General features: G+C 70.9%; 17 protein-coding genes. 10 read left to right on the top strand and 7 right to left on the bottom strand.

Annotated elements, in window-relative coordinates; genetic code table 11:
* Positions 1–7: 7 nt before the first annotated feature.
* Positions 8–2233 carry a CDP-glycerol glycerophosphotransferase family protein gene (locus tag ACIBJH_RS18150; protein ID WP_399117848.1) on the top strand — a complete coding sequence of 742 codons (2226 nt, stop codon included), beginning with the start codon at positions 8–10 and terminating at the stop codon, positions 2231–2233.
* Positions 2230–3498, top strand: a complete 1269-nt coding sequence (locus tag ACIBJH_RS18145; RefSeq protein WP_399117847.1) for a hypothetical protein — start codon at positions 2230–2232, stop codon at positions 3496–3498. The genes ACIBJH_RS18150 and ACIBJH_RS18145 overlap by 4 nt, the downstream gene beginning before the upstream one ends.
* 65 nt (positions 3499–3563) lie before the next feature.
* Here the strand turns inward: ACIBJH_RS18145 and ACIBJH_RS18140 are convergent, their stop codons facing one another.
* A complete protein-coding gene (locus ACIBJH_RS18140) occupies positions 3564–3977 on the bottom strand; it encodes an organic hydroperoxide resistance protein (protein ID WP_019056748.1) in 414 nt (137 codons plus the stop codon).
* Between the two features lie 130 nt (positions 3978–4107).
* Here ACIBJH_RS18140 and ACIBJH_RS18135 point away from each other — a divergent pair, with 130 nt between their 5' ends.
* Positions 4108–4581: a MarR family transcriptional regulator gene (locus ACIBJH_RS18135; RefSeq protein ID WP_359607431.1), complete on the top strand. Its 474-nt coding sequence runs from the start codon at positions 4108–4110 to the stop codon at positions 4579–4581.
* On the opposite strand, the gene ACIBJH_RS18130 is transcribed toward ACIBJH_RS18135, so the two are convergent.
* Positions 4541–6247 (bottom strand): hypothetical protein, encoded by a 1707-nt coding sequence (locus ACIBJH_RS18130; protein WP_399118194.1) that lies wholly within the window; start codon positions 6245–6247, stop codon positions 4541–4543. The two genes, ACIBJH_RS18135 and ACIBJH_RS18130, sit on opposite strands and share 41 nt — an antisense overlap.
* Before the next feature lie 176 nt (positions 6248–6423).
* On the opposite strand from ACIBJH_RS18130, the gene ACIBJH_RS18125 reads away from it, so the two are divergent.
* From ACIBJH_RS18125 to ACIBJH_RS18115, 3 genes are all read left to right on the top strand, one after another.
* Positions 6424–7695: a glycosyltransferase 87 family protein gene (locus ACIBJH_RS18125; RefSeq protein WP_399118193.1), complete on the top strand. Its 1272-nt coding sequence runs from the start codon at positions 6424–6426 to the stop codon at positions 7693–7695.
* A 78-nt stretch (positions 7696–7773) separates the two neighbouring features.
* On the top strand, positions 7774–8754 hold the full coding sequence (gene galE / locus ACIBJH_RS18120) for a UDP-glucose 4-epimerase GalE (protein ID WP_399117846.1): 981 nt from the start codon (positions 7774–7776) through the stop codon (positions 8752–8754).
* Entirely contained in the window at positions 8754–9701 is a 948-nt protein-coding gene (locus ACIBJH_RS18115) for an ADP-ribosylglycohydrolase family protein (protein ID WP_399117845.1), read from the top strand. The genes galE and ACIBJH_RS18115 overlap by 1 nt, the downstream gene beginning before the upstream one ends.
* Positions 9702–9737: 36 nt before the next feature.
* On the opposite strand, the gene ACIBJH_RS18110 is transcribed toward ACIBJH_RS18115, so the two are convergent.
* Positions 9738–10364, bottom strand: a complete 627-nt coding sequence (locus tag ACIBJH_RS18110) for a TetR/AcrR family transcriptional regulator (protein WP_399117844.1) — start codon at positions 10362–10364, stop codon at positions 9738–9740.
* A gap of 324 nt (positions 10365–10688) precedes the next feature.
* Here ACIBJH_RS18110 and ACIBJH_RS18105 point away from each other — a divergent pair, with 324 nt between their 5' ends.
* A complete protein-coding gene (locus tag ACIBJH_RS18105) occupies positions 10689–11606 on the top strand; it encodes an ABC transporter permease (RefSeq protein ID WP_362983385.1) in 918 nt (305 codons plus the stop codon).
* On the top strand, positions 11599–12456 hold the full coding sequence (locus tag ACIBJH_RS18100; RefSeq protein WP_399117843.1) for an ABC transporter ATP-binding protein: 858 nt from the start codon (positions 11599–11601) through the stop codon (positions 12454–12456). Before ACIBJH_RS18105 ends, ACIBJH_RS18100 begins: the two co-directional genes overlap by 8 nt.
* Here ACIBJH_RS18100 and ACIBJH_RS18095 read toward each other — a convergent pair.
* Together ACIBJH_RS18095 and ACIBJH_RS18090 are read right to left on the bottom strand one after the other, a co-directional pair.
* Positions 12453–12920: a GtrA family protein gene (locus ACIBJH_RS18095; protein WP_399117842.1), complete on the bottom strand. Its 468-nt coding sequence runs from the start codon at positions 12918–12920 to the stop codon at positions 12453–12455. The genes ACIBJH_RS18100 and ACIBJH_RS18095 overlap by 4 nt on opposite strands.
* Before the next feature lie 147 nt (positions 12921–13067).
* The gene (locus ACIBJH_RS18090) at positions 13068–17999 is read right to left on the bottom strand and encodes an NAD-glutamate dehydrogenase (protein WP_399117841.1); all 4932 of its coding nucleotides are present in this window, start codon (positions 17997–17999) and stop codon (positions 13068–13070) included.
* Between the two features lie 633 nt (positions 18000–18632).
* Between ACIBJH_RS18090 and ACIBJH_RS18085 the strand changes: the two genes are divergently transcribed.
* The gene (locus tag ACIBJH_RS18085; protein WP_399117840.1) at positions 18633–19199 is read left to right on the top strand and encodes a DJ-1/PfpI family protein; all 567 of its coding nucleotides are present in this window, start codon (positions 18633–18635) and stop codon (positions 19197–19199) included.
* Between the two features lie 54 nt (positions 19200–19253).
* On the opposite strand, the gene ACIBJH_RS18080 is transcribed toward ACIBJH_RS18085, so the two are convergent.
* Complete coding sequence (locus tag ACIBJH_RS18080; protein ID WP_399117839.1) at positions 19254–19919, bottom strand: HAD family hydrolase; 666 nt, start codon at positions 19917–19919, stop codon at positions 19254–19256.
* Between the two features lie 98 nt (positions 19920–20017).
* The gene (locus tag ACIBJH_RS18075; RefSeq protein WP_399117838.1) at positions 20018–20533 is read right to left on the bottom strand and encodes a DUF6912 family protein; all 516 of its coding nucleotides are present in this window, start codon (positions 20531–20533) and stop codon (positions 20018–20020) included.
* 333 nt (positions 20534–20866) lie between these two features.
* On the opposite strand from ACIBJH_RS18075, the gene ACIBJH_RS18070 reads away from it, so the two are divergent.
* Positions 20867–21718, top strand: coding sequence for an Rv3235 family protein (locus ACIBJH_RS18070; protein WP_399117837.1), 852 nt, complete (start codon positions 20867–20869; stop codon positions 21716–21718).
* Positions 21719–21862: the final 144 nt, after the last annotated feature.

Here is a 21862-nt window from a genome sequence, read left to right as displayed (position 1 = left end):
ACCCGAAGTGCCCCGCTTCAGCGTCATCGTCCCCGTCTTCAAGGTGCAGGGCTTTCTGCGCGAGTGCCTCGACTCGGTCCTGGAGCAGTCCTACCGGGACATCGAGGTGATCGCCGTGAACGACTGCTCGCCGGACGGCTGCGGCGCGATCCTCGACGAGTACGCGGCCCGCGACCCGCGCGTACAGGTGCTGCACCTGCCGGAGAACGTCGGTCTCGGGCGTGCCCGCAACGCCGGAATGCCCCTGGCCTCCGGCGACTTCCTCTTCTTCCTCGACAGCGACGACACCCTCACCCCGGGCGCCCTGCGCGCGATGGCCGACCGGCTCGACGCGAGCGGCGACCCGGACGTCCTGGTCTTCGACTACGCGCGCACCTACTGGTGGGGCGGCACTCGCCGCAACGTCCTCGCGCACGTTCTGACGGAGGTCGACGACACCTTCGCCGTCGCCGAACACCCGGAGATCCTCGACCTGTTGATGGTCGTGTGGAACAAGGTGTACCGCCGCGAGTTCGTGCACAAGCACGCCTTCGAGTTCCCGCCGGGCTACTACGAGGACACGCCCTGGACGTTCCCGGTGCTCCTCAGCGCCGAGCGGATCGCCACCCTCGACCGGATCTGCCTCAACTACCGGCAGCGGCGGCAGGGCAACATCCTGTCCACCACCAGCCGCAAGCACTTCGACATCCACGACCAGTACGAGCGGGTCTTCGCGTTCGTCGACTCCCGCCCGGAGCTGGCGAGCTGGCGCCCCTACCTGCACCGCAAGATGGGCGAGCACTGTCTCGACATCCTCGGCAAGCCGGACCGCCTGCCCCCGTCCGACAAGGCCGAGTTCTTCCGCCGTACCGCCGAACTGTTCGCCAAGCACAAGCCGGCGGCGGGGGCACCGGTGGACGCCGAAGTCCGTGCCCTGGAAGGGAGTTACGCGAGGTACCTGGTCAGGCGGCAGGCGGGGCGGGCCGCACGGCAGCTCGAACGGCGGGCGCTGCAGGCACGCAAGTCGGCGGCGGGGCGGGTCAAGAGCGGCTGGGGCGCGCTGCACGCCCGCCGCTCCCTCGACCCCAACCTCGTGGTGTACTCGGCCTTTTCGCACCGCGGGGTCCTCGGCGACCCGGCCGCCGTCTACTACAAGGCGCGGGAGATCGCGCCACACCTCCGGGGCGTGTGGGTCGTACAGGACGCGGAGCAAGCCGCGTTGCTGCCCCCGGATGTCGAGCACGTCCTCCTCAACACCCCGCGCTTTCACCAAGTCACCGCGCGGGCCAAGTACTTCGTGAACAACGTCAACTGGCCCGGCACCCTCACCAAGCGCCCCGGCAGCATCCACATCCACACCCACCAGGGCACCCCGCTCAAGTACATGGCGGCCGACCTGCTGGACAAGCCCGGCGCCCGCTGCGGCGTCGACGTACCGCAGATGCTCCGCCGCGCCGACCGCTGGGACCACAGCCTCGTCGCCAACCGGCACTCGGAGCTGGTGTGGGAGCGGGCGTACCCGTGCCACTTCGCGTCGGCGCGGACGGGGAGCCCGCGCAACGACGTGCTCGTGGGAGCAACGCCCGGGGCGGGGAGGGCAGTTCGGGAACGGCTCGGCATCCCCGCCGACCACACCGTCGTGCTGTACGCGCCGACCCGCCGCGAGTACGTGCGGAGCGGGCACGTCGACCGGCTCGACCTCGCCCGGTTCGCGGAGGATCTCGGCCCGGCGCACACCCTCGTCGTACGCCTGCATCCGTCTCTCGCGACCGGTCCCGCGCGGGGCATGGGGCTCGCGGATCTGCACCGGCGGGGTGTGCTGGTCGACGCGACCGACGAACCCGCCGTGGAGGACGTCATGTTGGCCTCCGACGCGCTGGTCACCGACTACTCGGCCCTGATGTTCGACTACGCCAACCTCGACCGGCCGATCGTCCTCCACGCCGACGACCGGGAGGCGTACGCGGCGAGCCGGGGCACCTACTTCGACGTCACCGCCGCACCACCAGGCCATGTGTCCGGTTCCTACCGGGAGTTGGCGTGGCTCTTCGCCTCGGGCGCCTGGCGGGACGAGGACTCGACGCGATTGCGGGCCGAATTCCGGGCGCGCTACTGCGAGTTCGACGACGGGAACGCCGCCGAGAGGGTCGTACGGACGCTACTGTTGGGTGAGGACGGCCGACAGCCGTCGGCCGGACCCGCCGCGCGAGTCCCGTCCCCCGCCGCCGGCCACGACCAGTTGGCGTCCTCATGAGGCCCCGCACGTGGGTGCTGGTGCTGGCCGCCGTGTTCGCGGTGCTCCAACTCGCCAATGTCACCGGCCGGGACACCCCCGACACCAAGAACTACCTGTCGTACGCGCTGAGTCTGAGCGGTGAGAGCAAGCGCGCGGCGGCGACCGTCACCATCGACTACTACTGCGCGAGCAGGGGGGCGGTGGCGCGGCGCGATCAGAGCGTCAACGCGCTGAACTTCCACGGCAAGGACCCGGCCGCGCGGGTCGCGAAGAAGTGCCGGGCCGCCCAGTGGCGAGTGGTGGACGCGCAGGTGCGGGCCGGGAACAGCGGTGGGTTCATCACGCCGTTCATGCCCGAGCGGTTCATGCGGATCTTCGAAGTGCGGCCCGGATACCCGGTGTTCCTGGTCCCGTTCGTCACACTGCTCGGGCCGGTGTGGGGGCTGTGGACGTCGAGTGTCGTCCTCACGGTCGCGGGCGGGATCCTCGTGTTCCTGATCCTGCGCACGCTGTCCGTGTCGGTGCCGCTCGCGCTGACCGGGCAGGCCCTCTACTACGTCCTGCCGTGCGGGACGACCGCGATGCGCCCGATGACCGAGGGCCTGATGATGGCCCTGACGCTGGCGGCGGTGTGGGGCTGCGCGCTGGTGTCGACGGGCCGCCGTACGCGCGCCGCCCTCGCCCTCGTCGGCGGTTCCCTGCTGCTCCTGTTCACGGTCAAGCACTCGCAGGCCCTGTTCCTCGGGCTGTGCCTGGCCGGTGCGGGCGCGCTGGTCGCCGTACGACAGCGGAAGCGGGAGTGGGCGGTGGTCGCGGGGCTCGGCGCGGTGGCGGCCGTAGGAACTCTGCTGTTGGCGGGGCTCCTGCACTATCCGTCGCAGACCGACAGCCTTCAGGACCTGCTGACCGATCACTACGCGCGCCCCGACCGTGCCCGGCTGTATCCCGAATTCCTGCATCTGGAGGCGAACTTCTGGCTGGAGTGGACGCGACAGCAGCTGTGGCAGCCGGTGCTCGCGGCGGCGCTGGGCGCCGGTGTGTGGGGTGCGCTGCGGCGGCCGGTGTTCGGGGTGTTCGTCATCGGGGCCGCGTTCACCGGGATTCTCACGCAGGCCGCGCACCCGGACATCAGTGTCTGGGGCGGGCGGCTGATCGTGCTGGTGTGGCTGTTGCCGGTGGTGGGCGTGCCGTTGCTGCTGGAGAGTGCGGTGCGGGGGAAGGCGGTCGTCGCGGTGCCGGCGCAGGCGCCCGGGCTCGGGGAGCGGGCTCAGCCGGTCCGGTGACGCGGGCGACCCCGGCGACGAGGTGATCAGCGCTCGTCGCCGGGGTCGTAGAAGCGAAGTGGTGACTACTCGATGACGAGGTCGACCTCGATGTTGCCGCGGGTCGCGTTCGAGTAGGGGCAGACCTGGTGGGCGGTCTCGACGAGCTTGCGGCCGGTCGCCTCGTCCACGGTGTCGGGGAGCTCGACGCGCAGCGTCACCTTGAGGCCGAAGCCCTCGCCCTGCTTGCCTATGCCGACCTCGGCGGTCACGGCCGCGTCGGTGACGTCGACCTTCGCCTGCCGGCCGACGAGGCCGAGGGCGCTGCCGAAACAGGCGGCGTAACCGGCGGCGAACAGCTGCTCAGGGTTGGTGCCCTGGCCGTTGCCGCCCATCTCTACCGGAATGCCGAGCTGAAGGTCGATCTTGCCGTCGTTGCTGACCGCGCGGCCGTCACGGCCGTGGGTGGCGGTGGCTACGGCGGTGTAGATCGCGTCCATGGAAAACCATCCCTCTCGGAAGTCTTTACGAGGCGTTCGGCCCGGGTGTCCGGACCGCCTCACGGCCATAAGTAGAGCACACAATTTAATTGCACACAACTAAATGGCCCACTCGCGCTATCCTGGAACCATGACCACCACTCCCGCCGACACCCCCACCAGCGACTGGCTCCGCCTGGACCAGCAGATCTGCTTCTCCCTGAACGCCGCGTCCCGCGCCTTCGGCGGCGTCTACCGCGTGCTGCTCAAGGATCTCGGGCTCACCTACCCGCAGTACCTGGTGATGCTGGTGCTGTGGGAGCACGGCGAGCTGCCCGTCAAGAAGCTCGGCGAACACCTGCGACTCGACTCCGGCACGCTGTCCCCGCTGCTCAAGCGGCTGGAGACGGCGGGTCTGGTACGGCGGGAGCGCAGCGCCCGCGACGAGCGCTCGGTGGAGGTACGGCTCACGGACGAGGGCGTCGCCCTGCGCGAACGCGCCCTCGACGTACCGCGCCGCATCCTCGGCGCGACCGGCTTCGACGTCGACGAGATCCGCGCGCTGCGGGCACGGCTCGACGAACTCACCGGCGCGCTGGACTCGGCGGCGCTGGAGCAGGCATGACCAGGTGTCGCGGAGCCGGCATGACCATGTCCTGCGGGGGCGTTCGGCGGATGTAGAGGGCCAGCTTCACGCGTCCGCTCACGTACTGCCTCCGGCTCGCGAACTCCCCGTCCACGACGTCGAGTTTGACCCGGTCGACCGGGTCGCCGGGCACCCAGCGGGACGGCAGCAGATTCGACTGCGCGACGATCCACACGCGGTCCGCACCGGCGAGCCTGGCCTCCAGTTCCGCCGGTGCCACCTCACGCCCGCTCAGCGTCCCCGACCTCGCCCCCGACTCCGCCAGCGCCAGGTCCCGCGCCCCGGCGAACGAGCCCGGATACGCCGACGCCGTCACCCGCCAGAACGACGGCAGGAACAACACGGGGTCACCGGGGCGCAGTTCACGACCTGCGAGGGCGGAGACCACGGCGAGGTTCTCGGGGCGGTGGGCCGCCAGGCGGTCGTTGCGGTAGGCGGGGAGGCCGTGGAGGAAGGGGACGGCCAGGGCCAGCGCGCCGGCGAGGGTGACGAGGCGGGTGTGGGCAGGCCGTTTCGGGTGGCGCCGTGAGGGACTCGGCTGGGGGCTCGCGGCTCCGGTCGTGCGGTCGACTCCGGTCAGCGGTGGGCGAGTCGCGGCTCCGGGGTGGTGACCGCTCGCGGTGACTCCGGGGTGGTGGCCGCGCGCGGGCAAGGCGCCGACCAACTGGGGGTGACGTTCGACCACAGCCTCTCGGCCCGCCTCATGGGCGGCTTCCGGATGCAGGAGGGCCGCCGGCCACAGCCGCCCCACCATCCCCACCAGCCAGTCCGCCCCCGCCGCCACCAGCAACGGCGCCCCCGCCAGCGCGTACAGCACATACCGCTCGTGGAACAGCGGCCGGAACTGCGAGACCGTCAGCAGGATCACCGGCGGCACCACCAGCAACGGCAGCGCGACCGACGCGAGCCGTCCCGCGCCGAGTCCCAGCAGGATCAGCAGGACCGAGGTCCAGAAGACGGCTCCGGTCGGGGTGACGGACAGGAAACCGCGGGCCAGCCGCTCGGTCGTGTCCCGGTCCGGCACCCGGAGCCACGCCACCTGCCCCGACTGCCGCTGGGACACCCACACCAACGGCAGCAGGATCCCCACCGCCACGCCCGCCGCACGCCCCCAGCCGGCCCACACCGCCCTCGGCACCCGCGCCGCCAGCAGCGTCAACGCGTGCGCGCAGAGCACCAGTACGGCGAACTCGTGCAGCAGAAAGGTCACGGCGAGGACAGCGCCGTACGGCCACCACGGGCGCCCTTCCAGCGCCCGCACGAGGAGCAGCGTCGCCCCGGTGACCCCGGCCGCGACGAGGGCGTACGACCGGCCCTCCTGTGCGTAGTGGCCGACGAGGGGGGTGATCGCGTAGAGCAGGCCGGCCCAGAGGCCGACGCGGGGGCGGGCCAGGCGGACGCCGAGGGCCGCGACCAGGCCGGCCGTCGCCGCCGCGCCGCACACCGACGGCAGGCGCAGGGCCACCTCGCCGGGGTGGACGGCCAGGACGGCGTGCAGGAGCAGGTAGTACAGGCCGTGCACCGCGTCGACGCCGTGCAGCAGGTGCCAGATCTGCGGCACCGTGCGCCGCCCCACCAGGAACGTGACGCCCTCGTCGCCCCACATGCCGCCGCGGTCGAGCCCCCACAGCCCCAGCGCGAGCATGACGGCCACCGGCACGACGACGGCCACGACCTCCGCACGCGTCCGTCGCCCGGGCCCGTACTCACGCTCACCTTGGCTGTCCACCTGGCTGATTTTGTACTGTAAGCGGGCTCTTACCAACGATTGACGGTGTATTAGCATTCATGCGGCATTCACCCGGCTTACGATCCGCCATGATGAACGCCGTCCGCAGACACCGCCTCCTCGCCCTCACGCTCGCCTGGCTCGCCACGCGCGCGGGAATGCTGCTCCTCCTCGCGTACAACGGCCTGCCCCTGCTCGGCCGGGGCGCGGTCGCCCGGGAGGTGTGGCGCCTCTACCACCATTGGTACGGGGTCCTGTCGCAGGGCGCGTTCCCGGCCCACGACCACCTGTGGCAGTACCCGCCGGGGGCGGGACCGGTCCTGCTGGCCCCGGCGCTGCTGCCGGATCTGACGTACTTCCAGGCGTTCGTCGTCCTCACCCTCGCCACCGACGCGCTGATCACCGTGGTCCTGGCCCGCGCGGGCACCCGCCCCGGCCGCAGCCTGCGCGGTGCCGCCTACTGGATCGGCTGTCTCCCCCTCCTTCTGGACATGCCCCTCGTCCGCTACGACGTGCAGGTCACGGCGTTCGCCGTCATCTCCCTGTTGACGTTGTCGCGCTCCACGCGTGCGTGCGGCGCGTTCGCGGCGCTGGGCGCGCTGGTGAAGGTGTGGCCGGCGCTGGTGCTGCTGGGGGCGCCGAGGGGGCGGGCGACGCGGTCGGTGTGGTCGTGGGCGGTGGGGGCGGGGGTCCTGTCGCTCATGATGCTCGTAGCCTTGTTCAACAATCCTCTTGCCTTCTTGCGCCAACAGGGCGGCAGAGGCGTACAGATCGAGTCACTGGGCGGCACGGCCCTCGGCCTGGCGACCCACCTCGGCTGGCCGGGCCGGGCGCGCTACCAGTACGGCGCGATGGAGTTCACGGGACCGCACGTCTCCGCCGTCGCCGACATCTCCCTCGCACTCACCGCGGTCGCCTTCGGGTTCCTGCTGCTGTGGCGGATCCGGGCCCGCCGCTGGACCGACGCGACCCCCTACGACGCCGCGCTGAGCGCCGTCCTGCTGTTCACCGTGACCAGCCGGGTGATCAGCCCCCAGTACATGATCTGGCTGCTCGGCCTGGCCGCCGTCTGCCTGACCTCCCGGCACACCGTGCAGCGCCCGGTGGCCGCGCTGATCGTGGCGGCGACCGTGATCAGCGCCGTCGAGTTCCCCGGCCTGTACGGCGACGTCATCCGCAGCACATGGACGGGCTGCGCCCTGATGGTCGCGCGCAACGGTCTGCTGGGCGCCGCGGCCGTCCTCTCCTTCGTCCGTCTGTGGCGGTCGTCGCGGCCGGTCCCGGCGACACCGCACGCGCGCGTGCGGCCCTCCGGTCCGCACGGGGAGTCCCAACGGTTGACCGCGGCACACTCCGGCGCCTGATTGACTGAGGCCCGGGGAGCGCGAGGAACGCGCCACCACGGATCGAGCGACATCCAGTGACGGAGGGGACTGCCGCACATGACCTGGCTGATCACCGGCGGAGCCGGCTACATCGGGGCGCACGTCGTGAGGGCGATGACCGAGGCGGGCGAACAGGTGGTCGTCTACGACGACCTGTCCACCGGCATCGCCGCGCGCGTGCCCGACGGTGTGCCCGTGGTGCTGGGTTCGACGCTGGACGCGGAACTCGTGGCCCGCACCCTCGCCGACCAGGACGTCACCGGAGTCGTCCACCTGGCGGCGAAGAAGCAGATCGGCGAGTCGGTCGACCAGCCCCTGCGCTACTACCGGGAGAACGTCGAGGGCCTGCGCGTCCTCCTGGAGGCGGTGACCACGGCCGGCGTCCCGTCCTTCGTGTTCTCGTCCTCGGCGGCCGTCTACGGCATGCCGGACGTGGAGCTGGTCACCGAGGAGACGCCGTGCGTGCCCATGTCCCCGTACGGCGAGACGAAGCTGGCGGGTGAGTGGCTGGTCCGCGCCACCGGCCGCGCCACCGGCCTGTCCACGGCCTCCCTGCGCTACTTCAACGTGGCCGGGGCCGCCGCCCCCGAACTCGCCGACATCGGCGTCTTCAACCTCGTCCCCATGGTCTTCGAGAAGCTGACCGAGGACCTGCCCCCGCGCATCTTCGGCGACGACTACGCCACCCCGGACGGCACCACCGTCCGCGACTACATCCACGTCGTCGACCTGGCCGAGGCCCACGTCGCCGCGGCCCGCGCCCTCCAGGCCTCCCCCGGCCGCGCCCTCACCCTCAACATCGGCCGCGGGGAAGGCGTTTCGGTCCGCGAGATGATCGACCGCATCAACGCGATCACCGGCTACGACCGTCCCCCGACCATCCACCCCCGCCGCCCCGGCGACCCGGCCCGCGTAGTCGCCTCCGCCGACCGCATCACCAGCGAACTGGGGTGGAAGGCCAAGCACGACGTCCAGGACATGATCGCGTCGGCGTGGGAGGGGTGGGTGCGGCTGCATCCGGGGGCCGCGCGGGCCTGATGGACGGTCGCTCCCGGACGGAACGCGCCGTGGGCGCCGTCCTCGGCTCCGCCGTCGGCGACGCGCTGGGCGCGCCCTTCGAGTTCGGCCCCGAAGGCGCCTTCTCCGCCCGGTTTCCGGCGCCCGGCGACGGCGGTGAGATGTGCGGGGGCGGCGGCTGGGACCCGGGCGAGGCCACCGACGACACGCAGATGGCCGTACTCGTGGCGGAGTCGCTGCTGGAGTGCGACGGGCTCCGACTACCGGACATGTTCGGGCGGTTCCGGCGATGGGCGGCCGCCGACCCGAAGGACATCGGCCTGCAGACCGAGGCCGTGCTGAGCGGCGGCGACCCCTGGGACCTGGCCGCCGCCCTGCACTTCCAGACCAGCCAACGGGGCGCCGGGAACGGCGCGTTGATGCGCGCCGCGCCCTCGTCGGTGTACTTCGCGCGCGAGGGCCGTGACGCCACGATGGACGCCGCCCGCCGCATCTCCGCGCTCACCCACGGAGACCGCGCGGCCTGGGAAGGGACGGCCGTCTTCCACGAGTTGGTGCGCGTCGCGCTGGACGGCGACGACCCGCTCGGCGCCGTCGAGGAGACCCTCGGACACGTCCACCCCGGCCACCGGGAGCGGTACGCCGTCGTCCTCTCCCCCGGCTGGCACCCCGACCGGGCGACGGAGTTCAACGGCGCCGTCTGGCCCTGCCTCGGCTCCGCCGTCTGGGCCCTGCGGACGACTCCCTCGTACGAGGACGCCGTGCGGGCCGCGATCGACCTCGGCGGCGACACGGACACCGTCGCCGCCGTGACGGGCGGGCTCGCCGGAGCGGTGTACGGGAGCGCGGCGATCCCCGAGCGCTGGAGCGAGGCCCTGCACGTACCGTTGCCGGGGTTCGGCGGGCGGGTGCTGCGGGCGCGTGAACTCCGGGGACTGGCACGGCGGTTGGACCGGCGGGGAGACTGACTCGCCGGGGCGGTGCGCCGGGGGTGCGGCGGCGCCCTACAGCGCCTTGAGTCCCTCCGTGGTGGCCCGGGCCAGCGCCCCCAGGTATCCCTTCGGCAGCTTCGGGCTGCGGATCACCACGGCCCGCCAGTACAGGGGGCCGGAGATCAGGTCCAGCGCCAGGTCCTCGTCCATGCCGGGGCGGATCTCACCACGGTGCTCCGCGGCCGCGAGGATCTTGCTGGCCACACCCTCCTGGCCCTCGCGCAACGCCTTCTGCATCGCCTCGGCGATCTCCGGGTTCCGGGCCGCCTCGGCCTGGAGGTCCGGGATGATCTGCGAGGCGACGGGGTGACGCAGGGCGCGTGACGTGACCTCGTACAGCATCCGGAGGTCGCTTTCCAGGGAACCGGTGTCCGGCGTCGGCAGCCCCATCACCGCGATCGCCGACACGACGTCGAGCACCAGGTGCAGCTTCGAACGCCAGCGGCGGTACACCGCCGTCTTGCCCACCCCCGCGCGACGCGCGATCCCCTCGATCGACATCCGGGCATACCCGACCGCCGCCAACTCCTCGAAGACCGCCGCGCGGATGGCTTCGGTCACATCCTCGCGGAGTACGGCCGCCCCGGCGGGGGTTCGGCGGCGCTGACGTGTTGTGGGCTCGTCGGCGTTCGTCGTCATAGCTCAAGCATAGGGGCGTTGCGACGAAACGGTTGCGTTCCGACGCGGGTGGGGCGCGTCGCGACGAAACGGACCCGTCCCGCCCGGCGCGTACCGACGCAACAGGTCCGTCCCGACGCACACCCAGCGAACCTAACGGCCCGATCACATCCGTGACGACGAAACGGTTGCGTTCCGACGCCGAATCCGCCTACGCTCACGTTGCGACGATACGGTCCCGTCCCGACGTAAGAGAACGTAAAGAGAAGCGTAAGGAAACGCCGGGCGACGGGACACCGCAGCCGGACGCACGCATTCCCCTCCCCCCGAGCGAAAGCAGCGGATGTGAGCCAGGTCCTCCACACACCGCCCCATTCGCCGGCCCCGGCCGACGAAGACGACCTCGCGGCGCTCGCCGCCCGCCACGGCCTCACGGTCAGTGGCGCCCGCCCCTCCCTGCCCGAGTACGTCCGGCAGTTGTGGGAGCGACGCCACTTCATCACGGCGTTCGCCACCGCCAAGCTGACCGCGCAGTACAGCCAGGCGAAGCTGGGTCAGATCTGGCAGGTGATGACGCCGCTGTTGAACGCGGCGGTGTACTACTTCATCTTCGGTGTGCTGCTGGGCACCAAGAAGCATGTGCCGGACTACATCCCGTTCCTGGTGACGGGGGTGTTCATCTGGACGTTCACGCAGAGCTCGATCATGGCGGGCACCCGCGCGATCTCCGGCAACCTCGGCCTGGTCCGGGCGCTGCACTTCCCGCGGGCCGCGCTGCCGATCTCGTTCGCGCTCCAGCAGCTCCAGCAGCTGCTGTTCTCGATGGCCGCCCTGGTCGTCATCCTGATCTGTTTCGGCGTGCCGATCAGCTTCTCCTGGCTGCTGGCGATCCCGGCGCTGATCCTGCAGTTCACGTTCAACGCGGGCGTCTCGATGGTCATGGCGCGGATGGGCGCGAAGACTCCGGACATCGCCCAGCTGATGCCGTTCATCCTGCGCACCTGGATGTACCTGTCCGGTGTCATGTGGAGCATCTCCAAGCTGACCAAGGGCGACAACCTGCCGCACGCGGTGACGATCGCCCTGGAGACCAACCCGGCCGCGGTCTACATCGACCTCATGCGGTACGCGCTGATCGACAGCTTCCACTCCAGCCAGCTCCCCCCGCACGTGTGGGCGGCGGCGACGGGCTGGGCGCTGGTCGCCGGTGTCGGCGGCTTCATCTACTTCTGGAAGGCTGAGGAGACGTACGGCCGTGGCTGAGCAGACCATCGAGTACCACACCGAGCGGACCCCCGTGGCCGCGGACAGCACCATCCCGACCGTCGTCTGCGACGGCGTCGACATCATCTACCGGGTCAACGGAACCGGCGCCGGACGCGGCTCCGCGACCGCCGCCCTCAACCGCATGCTGCGCCGCGAGAAGGCCGAGAAGGCGGCGGGCGTGCGCACGGTGCACGCGGTCAAGAAGGTGTCGTTCGTCGCCTACAAGGGCGAGGCGATCGGCCTGATCGGCACGAACGGTTCCGGCAAGTCGACCCTGCTCAAGGCGGTCGCCGGCCTCCTCCCGGTCGAGAACGGCCGTATCTACACCCACGGCCAGCCCTCCCTCCTCGGCGTCAACGCGGCGCTGATGGGCGACCTGACCGGCGAGCGCAACGTCTACCTCGGCGGCCTGGCCATGGGCATGTCCCGGGAGCAGGTCAAGGAGCGCTACCAGGGCATCGTCGACTTCTCCGGGATCAACGAGAAGGGCGACTTCATCACGCTCCCCATGCGGACGTACTCCTCCGGCATGGGCGCCCGGCTGCGGTTCTCCATCGCCGCCGCCAAGGACCACGACGTCCTGCTGATCGACGAGGCGCTGGCCACCGGTGACCGGTCGTTCCAGCGGCGTTCCGAGGAGCGGATCCGCGAGCTGCGGCAGCACGCGGGCACGGTCTTCCTGGTCAGCCACAACAACAAGTCGATCCGCGACACCTGCGACCGCGTGCTGTGGCTGGAGCGCGGCGAGCTGCGGATGGACGGCCCGACGGAGGAGGTCCTGGAGGCCTACGAGAACTTCACCGGCGGCGCCGACAAGCCCAAGGCCCCGGCGAACAAGGCCGCTTAGCAGTCCTTCGGGAGATCGTCGCCCCGGAACACCCAGGTGCGGTAGACCAGGAACCGGAACGCGGACGCGAGCACGATCGACAGGGCCTTCACGGCATTCGCCCCGAGCGGACCGTGAAGGCCCAGCCCGTGGTAGCCGACGTAGAAGAGTCCGCTCTCCATGAGGACGCCGATGCCGCTGAAGGCGAAGAACAGGGCGATGCGGCGGGCGCCGGGGGCGTCGCGGTCGCGGTAGGTGTAGTAGCGGAAGCCGAGGTAGTTGGCGCCCATGGCGACGCAGCTGGCCAGGACCGTCGCGAGCATCGCGGGCCAACTCAGGCCGTGCAGCAGGGCGTTGAAGACCGCGAAGTTGACGAGGACGCCGCTGCCGCCGACGATCCCGAATTTCACGACTTCCAGGACGACCTTGCGCACCGGCCGTACGGGGGCGGCGGTCACGCGTTCCTCGGTGAGGTTCAGAGTCACATCACCAGGCTTAGCGGGGCTGAGTAAGCGCTCGCCCTGAGTACCCCTAAGGCACCCCATGAAAAGGCGCCCCGAGCCATTGCGGCCCGGGGCGCCTGTGCCGTCGTAGGGACGGTCGTAGGGACTACGACGAGACGGTCGTAGGGACTACGAATGTGTCCGCAGCAGGGTGCGCATCGTCCGCATCGCCACCGACAGGTTGGCGAGGTCGAACATCTCCGAGCCCTGGATCTCGTCCAGCGTGGTGCGGGCGCGGCCGAGGATCGCGGCGTTCTTCTTCTCCCAGGCGGTGAAGCGCTGTTCGGGGGTCGAAGTACCGTTGCCCGCCGTCAGGATGTCGGCGGTGAGGGCCGCGTGGGCCGCGTACAGGTCCTCGCGGATGGAGGCGCGGGCCATGGACTGCCAGCGGTCCGCGCGGGGCAACTCGATGATGCGGTCCATGAGTTGGGTGATGTGGAGGCGGTCGGCGAGGTCGTAGTAGACCTCGGCGACGTCCATCGGGTCCTTGCCCGTGCGGTCGGCCACCGAGACGATGTCCAGCGCCGGGAAGGCGGAGGAGAAACCGGCCACGCGAGTGGCGAGTTCGGCGGGGACGCCGGCGCCGGTCAGCTCGTCGTAGATCTGCTGGTACCACTCCAGGTCCGCGCCGCGCAGCAACTTGGGCAGCTGGGACCAGACTTGCTCGACGCGCTCGCCGAAGAACTCGACGGTCTCGGCGAGTTGAAGCGGCTGCGGCCGGTTGTTGAGCAGCCAACGGGTGCCGCGCTCGCACAGGCGGCGCGAGTGCAGCCGGATCCGGGTCTGGACGGGGGCCTCGACGGTGTTGTCGAGGGCCTCGACGCCGTCCCACACCTCGGCCGCGTGGAAGATCGCGCGGGCCGCGGTCTGCGCCCGGACGATCTCCTCCAGGGAGGCCCCGGTCTCCTCACGGAGGCGGTGCAGGAAGCTCGTACCGCCGGTGTTGACCGTGTCGTTGACGAGGACCGTGGTGACGATCTCGCGGTGCAGCGCGTGGGTGTCGATCTGCTCGGCGAACTTCTCGCGCAGCGCGGTCGGGAAGTAGGCGTGCAGCAGGGTGCGCAGGTAGGGGTCGTCGGGGAGCGTGGTGTGCAGCAGCTCGTCGGCGACCGTGATCTTCGTGTACGCCAGCAGGACCGCCGTCTCGGGACTGGTCAACCCCTGTCCCTGGGCAAGGCGTTCGCGGATCTGGCGGTCGGTGGGCAGGAACTCCAGGGCCCGGTCGAGGTGGCCCTCGCGGACCAGCGTGCGCATGAAGCGCTGCTGGGCGTGGAGCATGTCCTTGGACTGGGCGAGCGCGTTGGCGATCGCGGTGTTCTGCGCGTAGTTGTTGCGCAGGACGAGCGCGCCGACCTCGTCGGTCATCTCGGCGAGGATCTTGTTGCGCTGCTTGACGGTCATGTCGCCGTCGGTGACCAGGCCGTTGAGCAGGATCTTGATGTTCACCTCGTGGTCGGAGGTGTCCACGCCCGCGCTGTTGTCGATGGCATCGGTGTTGATCTTGCCGCCCTGCTGGGCGAACTCGATCCGGCCGAGCTGGGTCAGGCCCAGGTTGCCGCCCTCGCCGACGACCTTGACGCGCAGGTCGCCGCCGTCGACCCGGATCGCGTCGTTGGCCTTGTCGCCGACGTCCGCGTGGGACTCGGTGCCGGCCTTGACGTACGTGCCGATGCCGCCGTTCCAGAGCAGGTCGACCTGCGACTTGAGGATCGCCTTCATCAGGTCGGCCGGCGTCATCTTGGCGACCTTGTCCTCGATGCCGAGGGCCTCGCGGACATGGGCGTTGACCGGGATCGCCTTGGCCGTACGGGGGAAGACCCCGCCGCCGGCCGACAGCAGGTCGGTGTTGTAGTCGGCCCAACTGGAGCGCGGCAGCTCGAACATACGGCGCCGCTCGGCGTACGAGACGGCCGCGTCCGGGGTCGGGTCGAGGAAGATGTGCCGGTGGTCGAAGGCGGCGACCAGGCGGATGTGCTCGCTGAGCAGCATGCCGTTGCCGAACACGTCACCGGACATGTCGCCGACGCCGACGACCGTGAAGTCCTCGGTCTGCGTGTCGACGCCCAGCTCCCGGAAGTGCCGCTTGACGGACTCCCAGGCACCGCGCGCGGTGATGCCCATCTTCTTGTGGTCGTAGCCCGCGCTGCCGCCGGAGGCGAAGGCGTCGCCGAGCCAGAAGTTGTAGCTCTCGGCCACTCCGTTGGCGATGTCCGAGAAGGTCGCGGTGCCCTTGTCGGCGGCGACCACCAGGTAGGTGTCGTCCTCGTCGTGCCGGACGACGTCCGCCGGGGGGACGACCTCGCCGGCCACCAGGTTGTCGGTGATGTCGAGCAGGGCCGAGATGAACATCTTGTAGCTGGCGATGCCCTCGGCCAGCCACGCGTCCCGGTCCACGCTCGGGTCCGGGAGCTGCTTGGCGACGAAGCCGCCCTTGGCGCCGACCGGCACGATGACGGTGTTCTTCACCATCTGCGCCTTGACCAGCCCGAGGATCTCGGTACGGAAGTCCTCCCGCCGGTCCGACCAGCGCAGCCCGCCGCGCGCGACCTTGCCGAAGCGCAGGTGCACGCCCTCGACGCGCGGCGAGTACACCCAGATCTCATACGCCGGCCGCGGCGCGGGCAGGTCCGGGATGGCCTGCGGGTCGAACTTCATCGAGACGTACGCGTGCGCGTGCCCGCCGCGTGCCTCCTGGAAGAAGTTGGTGCGCAGGGTCGCCTTGATGACGGTCAGGAAGGACCGCAGGATGCGGTCCTCGTCGAGGCTCGCCACCTGGTCGAGCGCCGCGTCGACCTCTTCGAGGAGGGCATCGACGATCTCGCGCCCGGCGCGCTGCCGGTCCGGCGACATCCGCGCCTCGAACAGGGAGACGAGCAGCCGGGTGGTGTGGACGTTGTTGCGGAGGGTGTCCTCCATGTAGTCCTGGCTGAAGGTCGAACCGGCCTGCCGCAGGTACTTGGCGTACGCCCGCAGCACCATCGCCTGTCGCCAGTCGATCCCGGCGCTCAGCACCAGCGCGTTGAAGCCGTCGTTCTCCGCCTGCCCGGTCCAGGTCGCGGCGAACGCCTCCTGGAACCGCTCGCGGCCGTCGTCGCCGAGGTAGTCCCCGTTGCCGTTCGGCGACTTGGGCATCCGCAGCCCGAAGTCGTAGATCCACGCGGTCGTACGGTCCGAGCAGCGCAGTTCGTACGGCCGCTCGTCGACGACCTCGACGCCGAGGCGGCTGAGGACCGGCAGCACGGCGGAGAGAGAGACCGACTCGCCCTTGCGGTAGATCTTGAAGCGGCGCTCGTCCGGGGCGGCGCCCACCGGCTCGTAGAGGCTCAGCGCGAAGGCCTGCTCCTCGGTGAGCCGTTCGAGGTGGACCAGGTCGGCTACGGCGGCGCGCGGGTTGTGGTCGGCCTTGTAGCCCTCGGGGAAGGCGTTGCCGTAGCTGCGCAGCAGTTCGGCGGCGCGCTCCTCGCCGCACTCGGCGTTCAGCGCCTCGCCGAAACCGTCGGCCCAGGAGCGGGCGGCCTCGACCAGGCGGGCCTCGATGCGGTCCTTGTCGGCGTCGGACAGCTCGGGCAGTTCGGTGCCCTGCGGGACGCGGACCACGAAGTGCAGCCGGGAGAGGATCGACTCGGTGTTCCAGGCGGTGAAGTCGACACTGGTGCCGTCGAGCTCTTCTTTGAGGATGTCGATGATCCGGAGGCGTACGCCCGTGGTGTAGCGGTCGCGCGGGAGGTAGACGAGGGCCGAGTAGTAGCGGCCGTACTCGTCCTGGCGGAGGTAGAGGCGCAGCCGGCGGCGTTCCTGGAGGTAGAGCACGGACGTGACGATCGAGCGGAGTTCGTCGACCGGGGTCTGGAACAGCTCGTCGCGCGGGTACGTCTCCAGGATCTGCAGCAGGTCGCGCCCGTCGTGGCTGTTGGGCGAGAAGCCGGCGCCCTCCAGCACCTCGTCGACCGTGCGCCGGATCACGGGAACCCGGCGAACCGACTCGGTGTAGGCGGCGGAGGAGAACAGGCCCAGGAAGCGGCGCTCGCCGACGACCTCGCCGTTCTCGTCGAACTTCTTCACACCCACGTAGTCGAGGTACGACGGCCGGTGCACCGTGGAGCGGCTGTTGGCCTTCGTGAGGACGAGGAGCTTGTGCTCGCGGGCCTTGGCGCGGGCGTCGGCCGGGAGCCGCTCGAAGGACGGGCTCACCGGGTGGTGGTCCTCGCCCGCGTGCTGCGGGTCGGAGCGCAGGATGCCGAGGCCGGTGCCGGGGACCGCGGCGAGGGAGTCGTCCTCGCGGAGCTGGTACTCGCGGTAGCCGAGGAAGGTGAAGTGGTCGGCGGCCAGCCAGCGCAGCAGCTCGCGGGCCTCGCCGACCTCGCTGGAGGGCAGGTCGGAGGCGGTCGGCTCGGCGGGCAGCTCATCGGCCATCCGCAGCGCCAGGTCGCGCATCTTCTCCCAGTCCTCGACGGCCTCGCGGACGTCGGACAGGACGCGCAGCAGATCGGCGGTGATCTGCTTCAGGTCGGCGCGGTCGGTCTCGCGGTCGATCTGGACGTGGATCCAGGACTCGGTGTGCGCGTCGTGCGGCAGCTCGCCGGTGGGCGGGGTGGTGAGCACCTCGATGAGCTTGCCGGTGAGGTCGCGGCGGACGACGACCTGCGGGTGGATCACGACGTGGATGCCACGGCCCTGGCGAGTCAGTTCGTTGGTCACGGAGTCGACGAGGAAGGGCATGTCGTCGGTGACGACCTCGACGACGGTGTGGCTGCACGTCCAGCCGTTCTCCTCGACCGTCGGGGTGTGCACCCGTACGTTGGCCGTGCCCTGGGGGCGGGTCTCGGCCAGCCGGTAGTGGGAGTAGGCGGCGCCGAAGACATCGACCGGGTCGCGGTCGGCGAGGTCCTCCGGGGCGGTGTGCAGGTAGTAGCGCTGGAGGAACGCGAGCACGGTGTCCCGGTCAGGAGTGCTCTCGTCCGTCTTCCCGGTCGGTAGGTGCCCCCCGACCGGGCTGTTCTCAGCTACCCGGGCAGCCCGTTCGAGCAGCTCGGCCTTGGCTTCGTCCAGCTTGGTCTGCATTGTCCTCTGGCTCCTGTCGCGCGCCGTTGCGTGACGTAGAAGGAAGTTCGATGTCTTCCCCTGCGGCTCGACGCCACGGCCCGGGGTGTCCGGTCTGCTCCGACGCTATGCCGCAAGGTGAGATGAGCGGTGGGTTATCAGCCATTTTCGGCACGCCCGAAGGGTGTGACGCTGCTCTCTGTAGCGCCGGTACCCGGGGTGTGCACGGCGTCCTGGGAGCCCTTGGAGCTCCGTCCCGCCCGCGCGGACCTGTGAAGCAGGCCCTGGGACCAGCGACCGCCGCCCGGTCACGGATGTCGTCCGTGGTCGCCGGGCGCGGAGCAGGGGCGACGATGCCCCCGCGAAATATCGCGCTGATCACGCCACAAGGCTATCGCTCCTCACCGGGGGCTCGTCACGAGCCGGATGTGTACAAAACAGAGGGGGGAACTTTGACGTTGTGCACAGGGGCGTAGAGAGTGAAATCGTCGTATTCACGGGCAGTCGGGACGGTGACGGAGGTCCGCGCGGCGAGGGCCCTTGGCAAGCACTCCGGCACGCGGCACGTTGCCCATGAGCCCATGACGCTCGATGCCCATGAGCTCACGACGCCCGGCGGAGACGCCTGCCACGGCCACAGAGGAGCGCACCGACATGACAGCGAAGATCCTCATCGTCACCGGCGACGCAGCGGAGTCGCTGGAGGTCCTCTACCCCTACCAGCGCCTGCGCGAGGAGGGCTACGAGGTCCATATCGCGGCCCCCGAGCGCAAGCAGCTCCGGTTCGTCGTCCACGACTTCGAACCCGGCTTCGACACCTACACCGAGAAGCCCGGCTACACCTGGCCCGCCGATCTCGCCTTCTCCGAGGTCGATCCCGGCCAGTACGCGGCCCTCGTCATCCCCGGCGGCCGGGCCCCCGAGTACCTCCGCAACGATCCCGAACTCCGCAAGATCCTCAAGTCCTTCTTCGACACGGACAAGCCCGTGGCCCAGATCTGCCACGGCCCCCTGCTCACCGCCGCGATCGACGGCCTGCGCGGCCGGCGCGTCACGGCCTACCCAGCCCTCGAACTCGACATGCAGTCCGCCGGCGCGACCTTCCAGGACGCCGAGACCGTCGTCGACGGCACCCTGGTCTCCGCCCGCGCGTGGCCGGATCACTCCAGCTGGATGCGGGAGTTCCTCACGGTGCTGCGGGCGAAGGCGCCGGTGACGTGACCTGGGGGCAGGGTGACTCTTGAGGCGGGGTGACTCTGGAGGCGGCGTGCTCCGTCACGCCGCCAGCCGCTCCGCCTCCGCGACCGCCTCCGCCAGCGAGTCCACCACGGGCACGCCGACCACTTCGAGGCTGGCCCGGCTGTGCGAACCGCCGGTGTACAGCACGGCCCGCGCCCCCACGTGCAGGGCGGCCACGGCGTCGTCGGCCGCGTCGCCTATCACCACGGTACGCGCGGGGTCCACGTCGGCCAGCGCCCCGAGGTGCCGCACCATGTGCTCGGCCTTGCTGCCGCCGGAGGGCCCGGTGCGCCCGTCGACCCGTATGAAGTGCGGTTCTATCCCGAACTCCCGCACCAGCGGGACGAGTTCGTCATGGCCGTACATGCTGAGGATCGACTGGCTGCGACCCGCGGTCCGCCATCCCGCGAGCAGGTCCGTCGCGCCCTCGGTCAGCCCGCAGACGACCCGGTGCTCGGTGTAGTACCGGTGGAAGGTGTCGTCCATGACCTCCCACTCGGCGTCGGTGGGCAGCCGCCCGAGCAGCCGCTCGTAGAACTTCGGCACCGGCACGCAGTACAGCGTCCGGTACTCCTCCATCGTGATCGCCTTGAGCCCCAGCTCGGCGAACGCCGCGTTGGTCGCCCCGATGATCGCGTCATTGTCGTGGAACAGCGTGCCGTTCCAGTCCCAGACGATGTGCGCGTTTGCTTGCATCCCCATGCCAAAAAACGTACCCGCCGACACTGACAATCAAGAGAATCGCAGGTCAACGGCCATATTTAGCCGGCTGACCGCCGCCGGACGGACATCGGACGGGCTCAGTCCGCCAGCCCGACGAGGTTCGGGATCTCCTGCGTCGCGTACCAGAGCAGCTCGTGGTCCTCGGCCCCGTCCACTACGAACTGCGCGTCGTCGTCCCCGCGATCCGCCGCCGGGAGCGCGTCGGCGGCGGCGCTCACGTCGTTCTCCGCGTCACCCAGATCCACGTGCACGGCCGCCGCCCTGGCCAGCGCCACGGTTCCGGTGACCCGCACCTCGCCGAGCGCCGCCGGTTCGAGTCCGCGGTCGGGGTCGGCGTGCGCCGCGCCGTCGGGCACGTCCACGGCGACCACGACCCGGCGTCGCGGTGCGTCGACGTCGGCCGCCAGCAGCCGCAGCGAGGCCAGCGCGGCCCGGTTCAGCGCGGCGTACTCCAACTCCTCGATGTCGTCGGAGAGATACCACTCGCGCAGCGCGGGTGTGACGGCGTACGCGACGAAGGGTCCCGTCCCCAGCTCACCCGTCTTGTACGCCTCGGCGAGACCGGGGAGGGTCAGGGGGACGTAGACGCGCATGGCTGGCCGCTTTCGTAGTCGGAGAGTGCCTCGCGGAGGACGGTGCCACGCCTCCGGGAGGGCCTCCAGGATACGTGCGCGCGTCCCCCATCGAGTCCCCACCCGCACCACTGGAGGCGTCCACCCCACGCCGGAAATTCACCCGGAGCACCCCCGCGCTGACGGGCCCGGAGGCCCACCAATCACTCGGATAAGTGAACAATCCGGCCCCTCCGACGCGCCCTTCTCCCTCCTTGCCACCTCCGTCCACGGCCCCGTACAAGATCCCCAACCAGCAAGTTACTTCCCGGTACATTCCGGGCCGACCACACGGGACCCCCCATGCACAAGGTCATGACCAGGACCGCCCAGCACACCCCGACCCGTCCCCCGACCCGCCGCGACCCACGCCGCCCGGGTACGCCGGCACCGCGCGGCCAGGTCGGGGGCGGGTCCCGCACGACGACCGGCGAGGCCCTGCCGAACACGTCCGACACCGTCGAGGACTCACGTCTCGCGACGCCCGGAAGCGAGGCTGCCCACGACGCAACCCCGTCGGCCCGCACGGCCTCCCTCTCCGCGACGGCGGGCCGGGGCACGGCCCGCACGGCCCCCGGAGACGGCCGCCCACCGGCCGCCCCGGGCCGCAGCCCTCGTACGCCAGCGGCGGGCCGGGGCGCCGTCTCGGGTCAGGGCGGAGCACGTACGACACCGACGGTCGCGCCGAGCCGGGGCTCAGTCCCGGCGGTTCTCACGCCGGGGCCGGGTCGCGGCACAGTCCCAGCCGCGTCGGCTCCCGCTACGGGCCGGGCCGCACCCCGTACCGTGCCCGCCCAGGCCGCGCCCGGCCGCGTCCCGCAGCCGCGCCCCACCGACGTCTTCGCCGACCGCCTCCTCGCCGTACTGAGCGGCCAGCGGCCCGTCCACTGGATGCTCCGGCACACCGCCGGCCGCGCCTACGACGAACTGGTCCGGCTCGCCGAACACGGCCCCCTGCGCGCCACCCGGGGCACCCGCCCGGTGGTCCGCGACATCGGGTACTACGTCGCCCGCCCCGGCGCCGTGGAGGCCTTCGCCCGCATCGGCGCGGGCGACCAACTGCGGGCCATGGCCTTCCGGTTGGAGCGCGGCGCCGACCTCCGCTGGCGCTGCACGGCGGTGGAACTGGGCGGTCCGCGCGCCCCGCACACCCCGGACGACGACTGACGGGCGACCTCCGTCGGCCGACGGCGGTCCTCGGGCGACGGACGGCGGGCGACGGGCCGCGGGCGGCGGTGCCGGGCCGCGGGGCGGGGGACACGCTCGCCGCGGCCCGCGTGCATGCCGAAGGGCCGGGCACCTTCACGATGC

The sequence above is a fragment of the Streptomyces sp. NPDC050548 genome (genome assembly GCF_044457385.1).
In the GTDB taxonomy this organism is placed as follows: Bacteria; Actinomycetota; Actinomycetes; order Streptomycetales; family Streptomycetaceae; genus Streptomyces.
The sequence above is the reverse complement of the archived record's forward strand: the minus strand, read 5'-3'. Positions and strand labels throughout refer to the sequence as shown.

Coding starts and splice junctions, on each gene's coding strand:
- ACIBJH_RS18145 (WP_399117847.1), top strand. CDS start 2,230: ATGAGGCCCCGCACGTGGGTGCTGGTGCTGGCCGCCGTGTTCGCGGTG.
- ACIBJH_RS18140 (WP_019056748.1), bottom strand. CDS start 3,977: ATGGACGCGATCTACACCGCCGTAGCCACCGCCACCCACGGCCGTGAC.
- ACIBJH_RS18135 (WP_359607431.1), top strand. CDS start 4,108: ATGACCACCACTCCCGCCGACACCCCCACCAGCGACTGGCTCCGCCTG.
- ACIBJH_RS18130 (WP_399118194.1), bottom strand. CDS start 6,247: ATGCTCGCGCTGGGGCTGTGGGGGCTCGACCGCGGCGGCATGTGGGGC.
- ACIBJH_RS18125 (WP_399118193.1), top strand. CDS start 6,424: ATGAACGCCGTCCGCAGACACCGCCTCCTCGCCCTCACGCTCGCCTGG.
- galE (WP_399117846.1), top strand. CDS start 7,774: ATGACCTGGCTGATCACCGGCGGAGCCGGCTACATCGGGGCGCACGTC.
- ACIBJH_RS18115 (WP_399117845.1), top strand. CDS start 8,754: ATGGACGGTCGCTCCCGGACGGAACGCGCCGTGGGCGCCGTCCTCGGC.
- ACIBJH_RS18110 (WP_399117844.1), bottom strand. CDS start 10,364: ATGACGACGAACGCCGACGAGCCCACAACACGTCAGCGCCGCCGAACC.
- ACIBJH_RS18090 (WP_399117841.1), bottom strand. CDS start 17,999: ATGCAGACCAAGCTGGACGAAGCCAAGGCCGAGCTGCTCGAACGGGCT.
- ACIBJH_RS18085 (WP_399117840.1), top strand. CDS start 18,633: ATGACAGCGAAGATCCTCATCGTCACCGGCGACGCAGCGGAGTCGCTG.
- ACIBJH_RS18080 (WP_399117839.1), bottom strand. CDS start 19,919: ATGGGGATGCAAGCAAACGCGCACATCGTCTGGGACTGGAACGGCACG.
- ACIBJH_RS18075 (WP_399117838.1), bottom strand. CDS start 20,533: ATGCGCGTCTACGTCCCCCTGACCCTCCCCGGTCTCGCCGAGGCGTAC.
- ACIBJH_RS18070 (WP_399117837.1), top strand. CDS start 20,867: ATGACCAGGACCGCCCAGCACACCCCGACCCGTCCCCCGACCCGCCGC.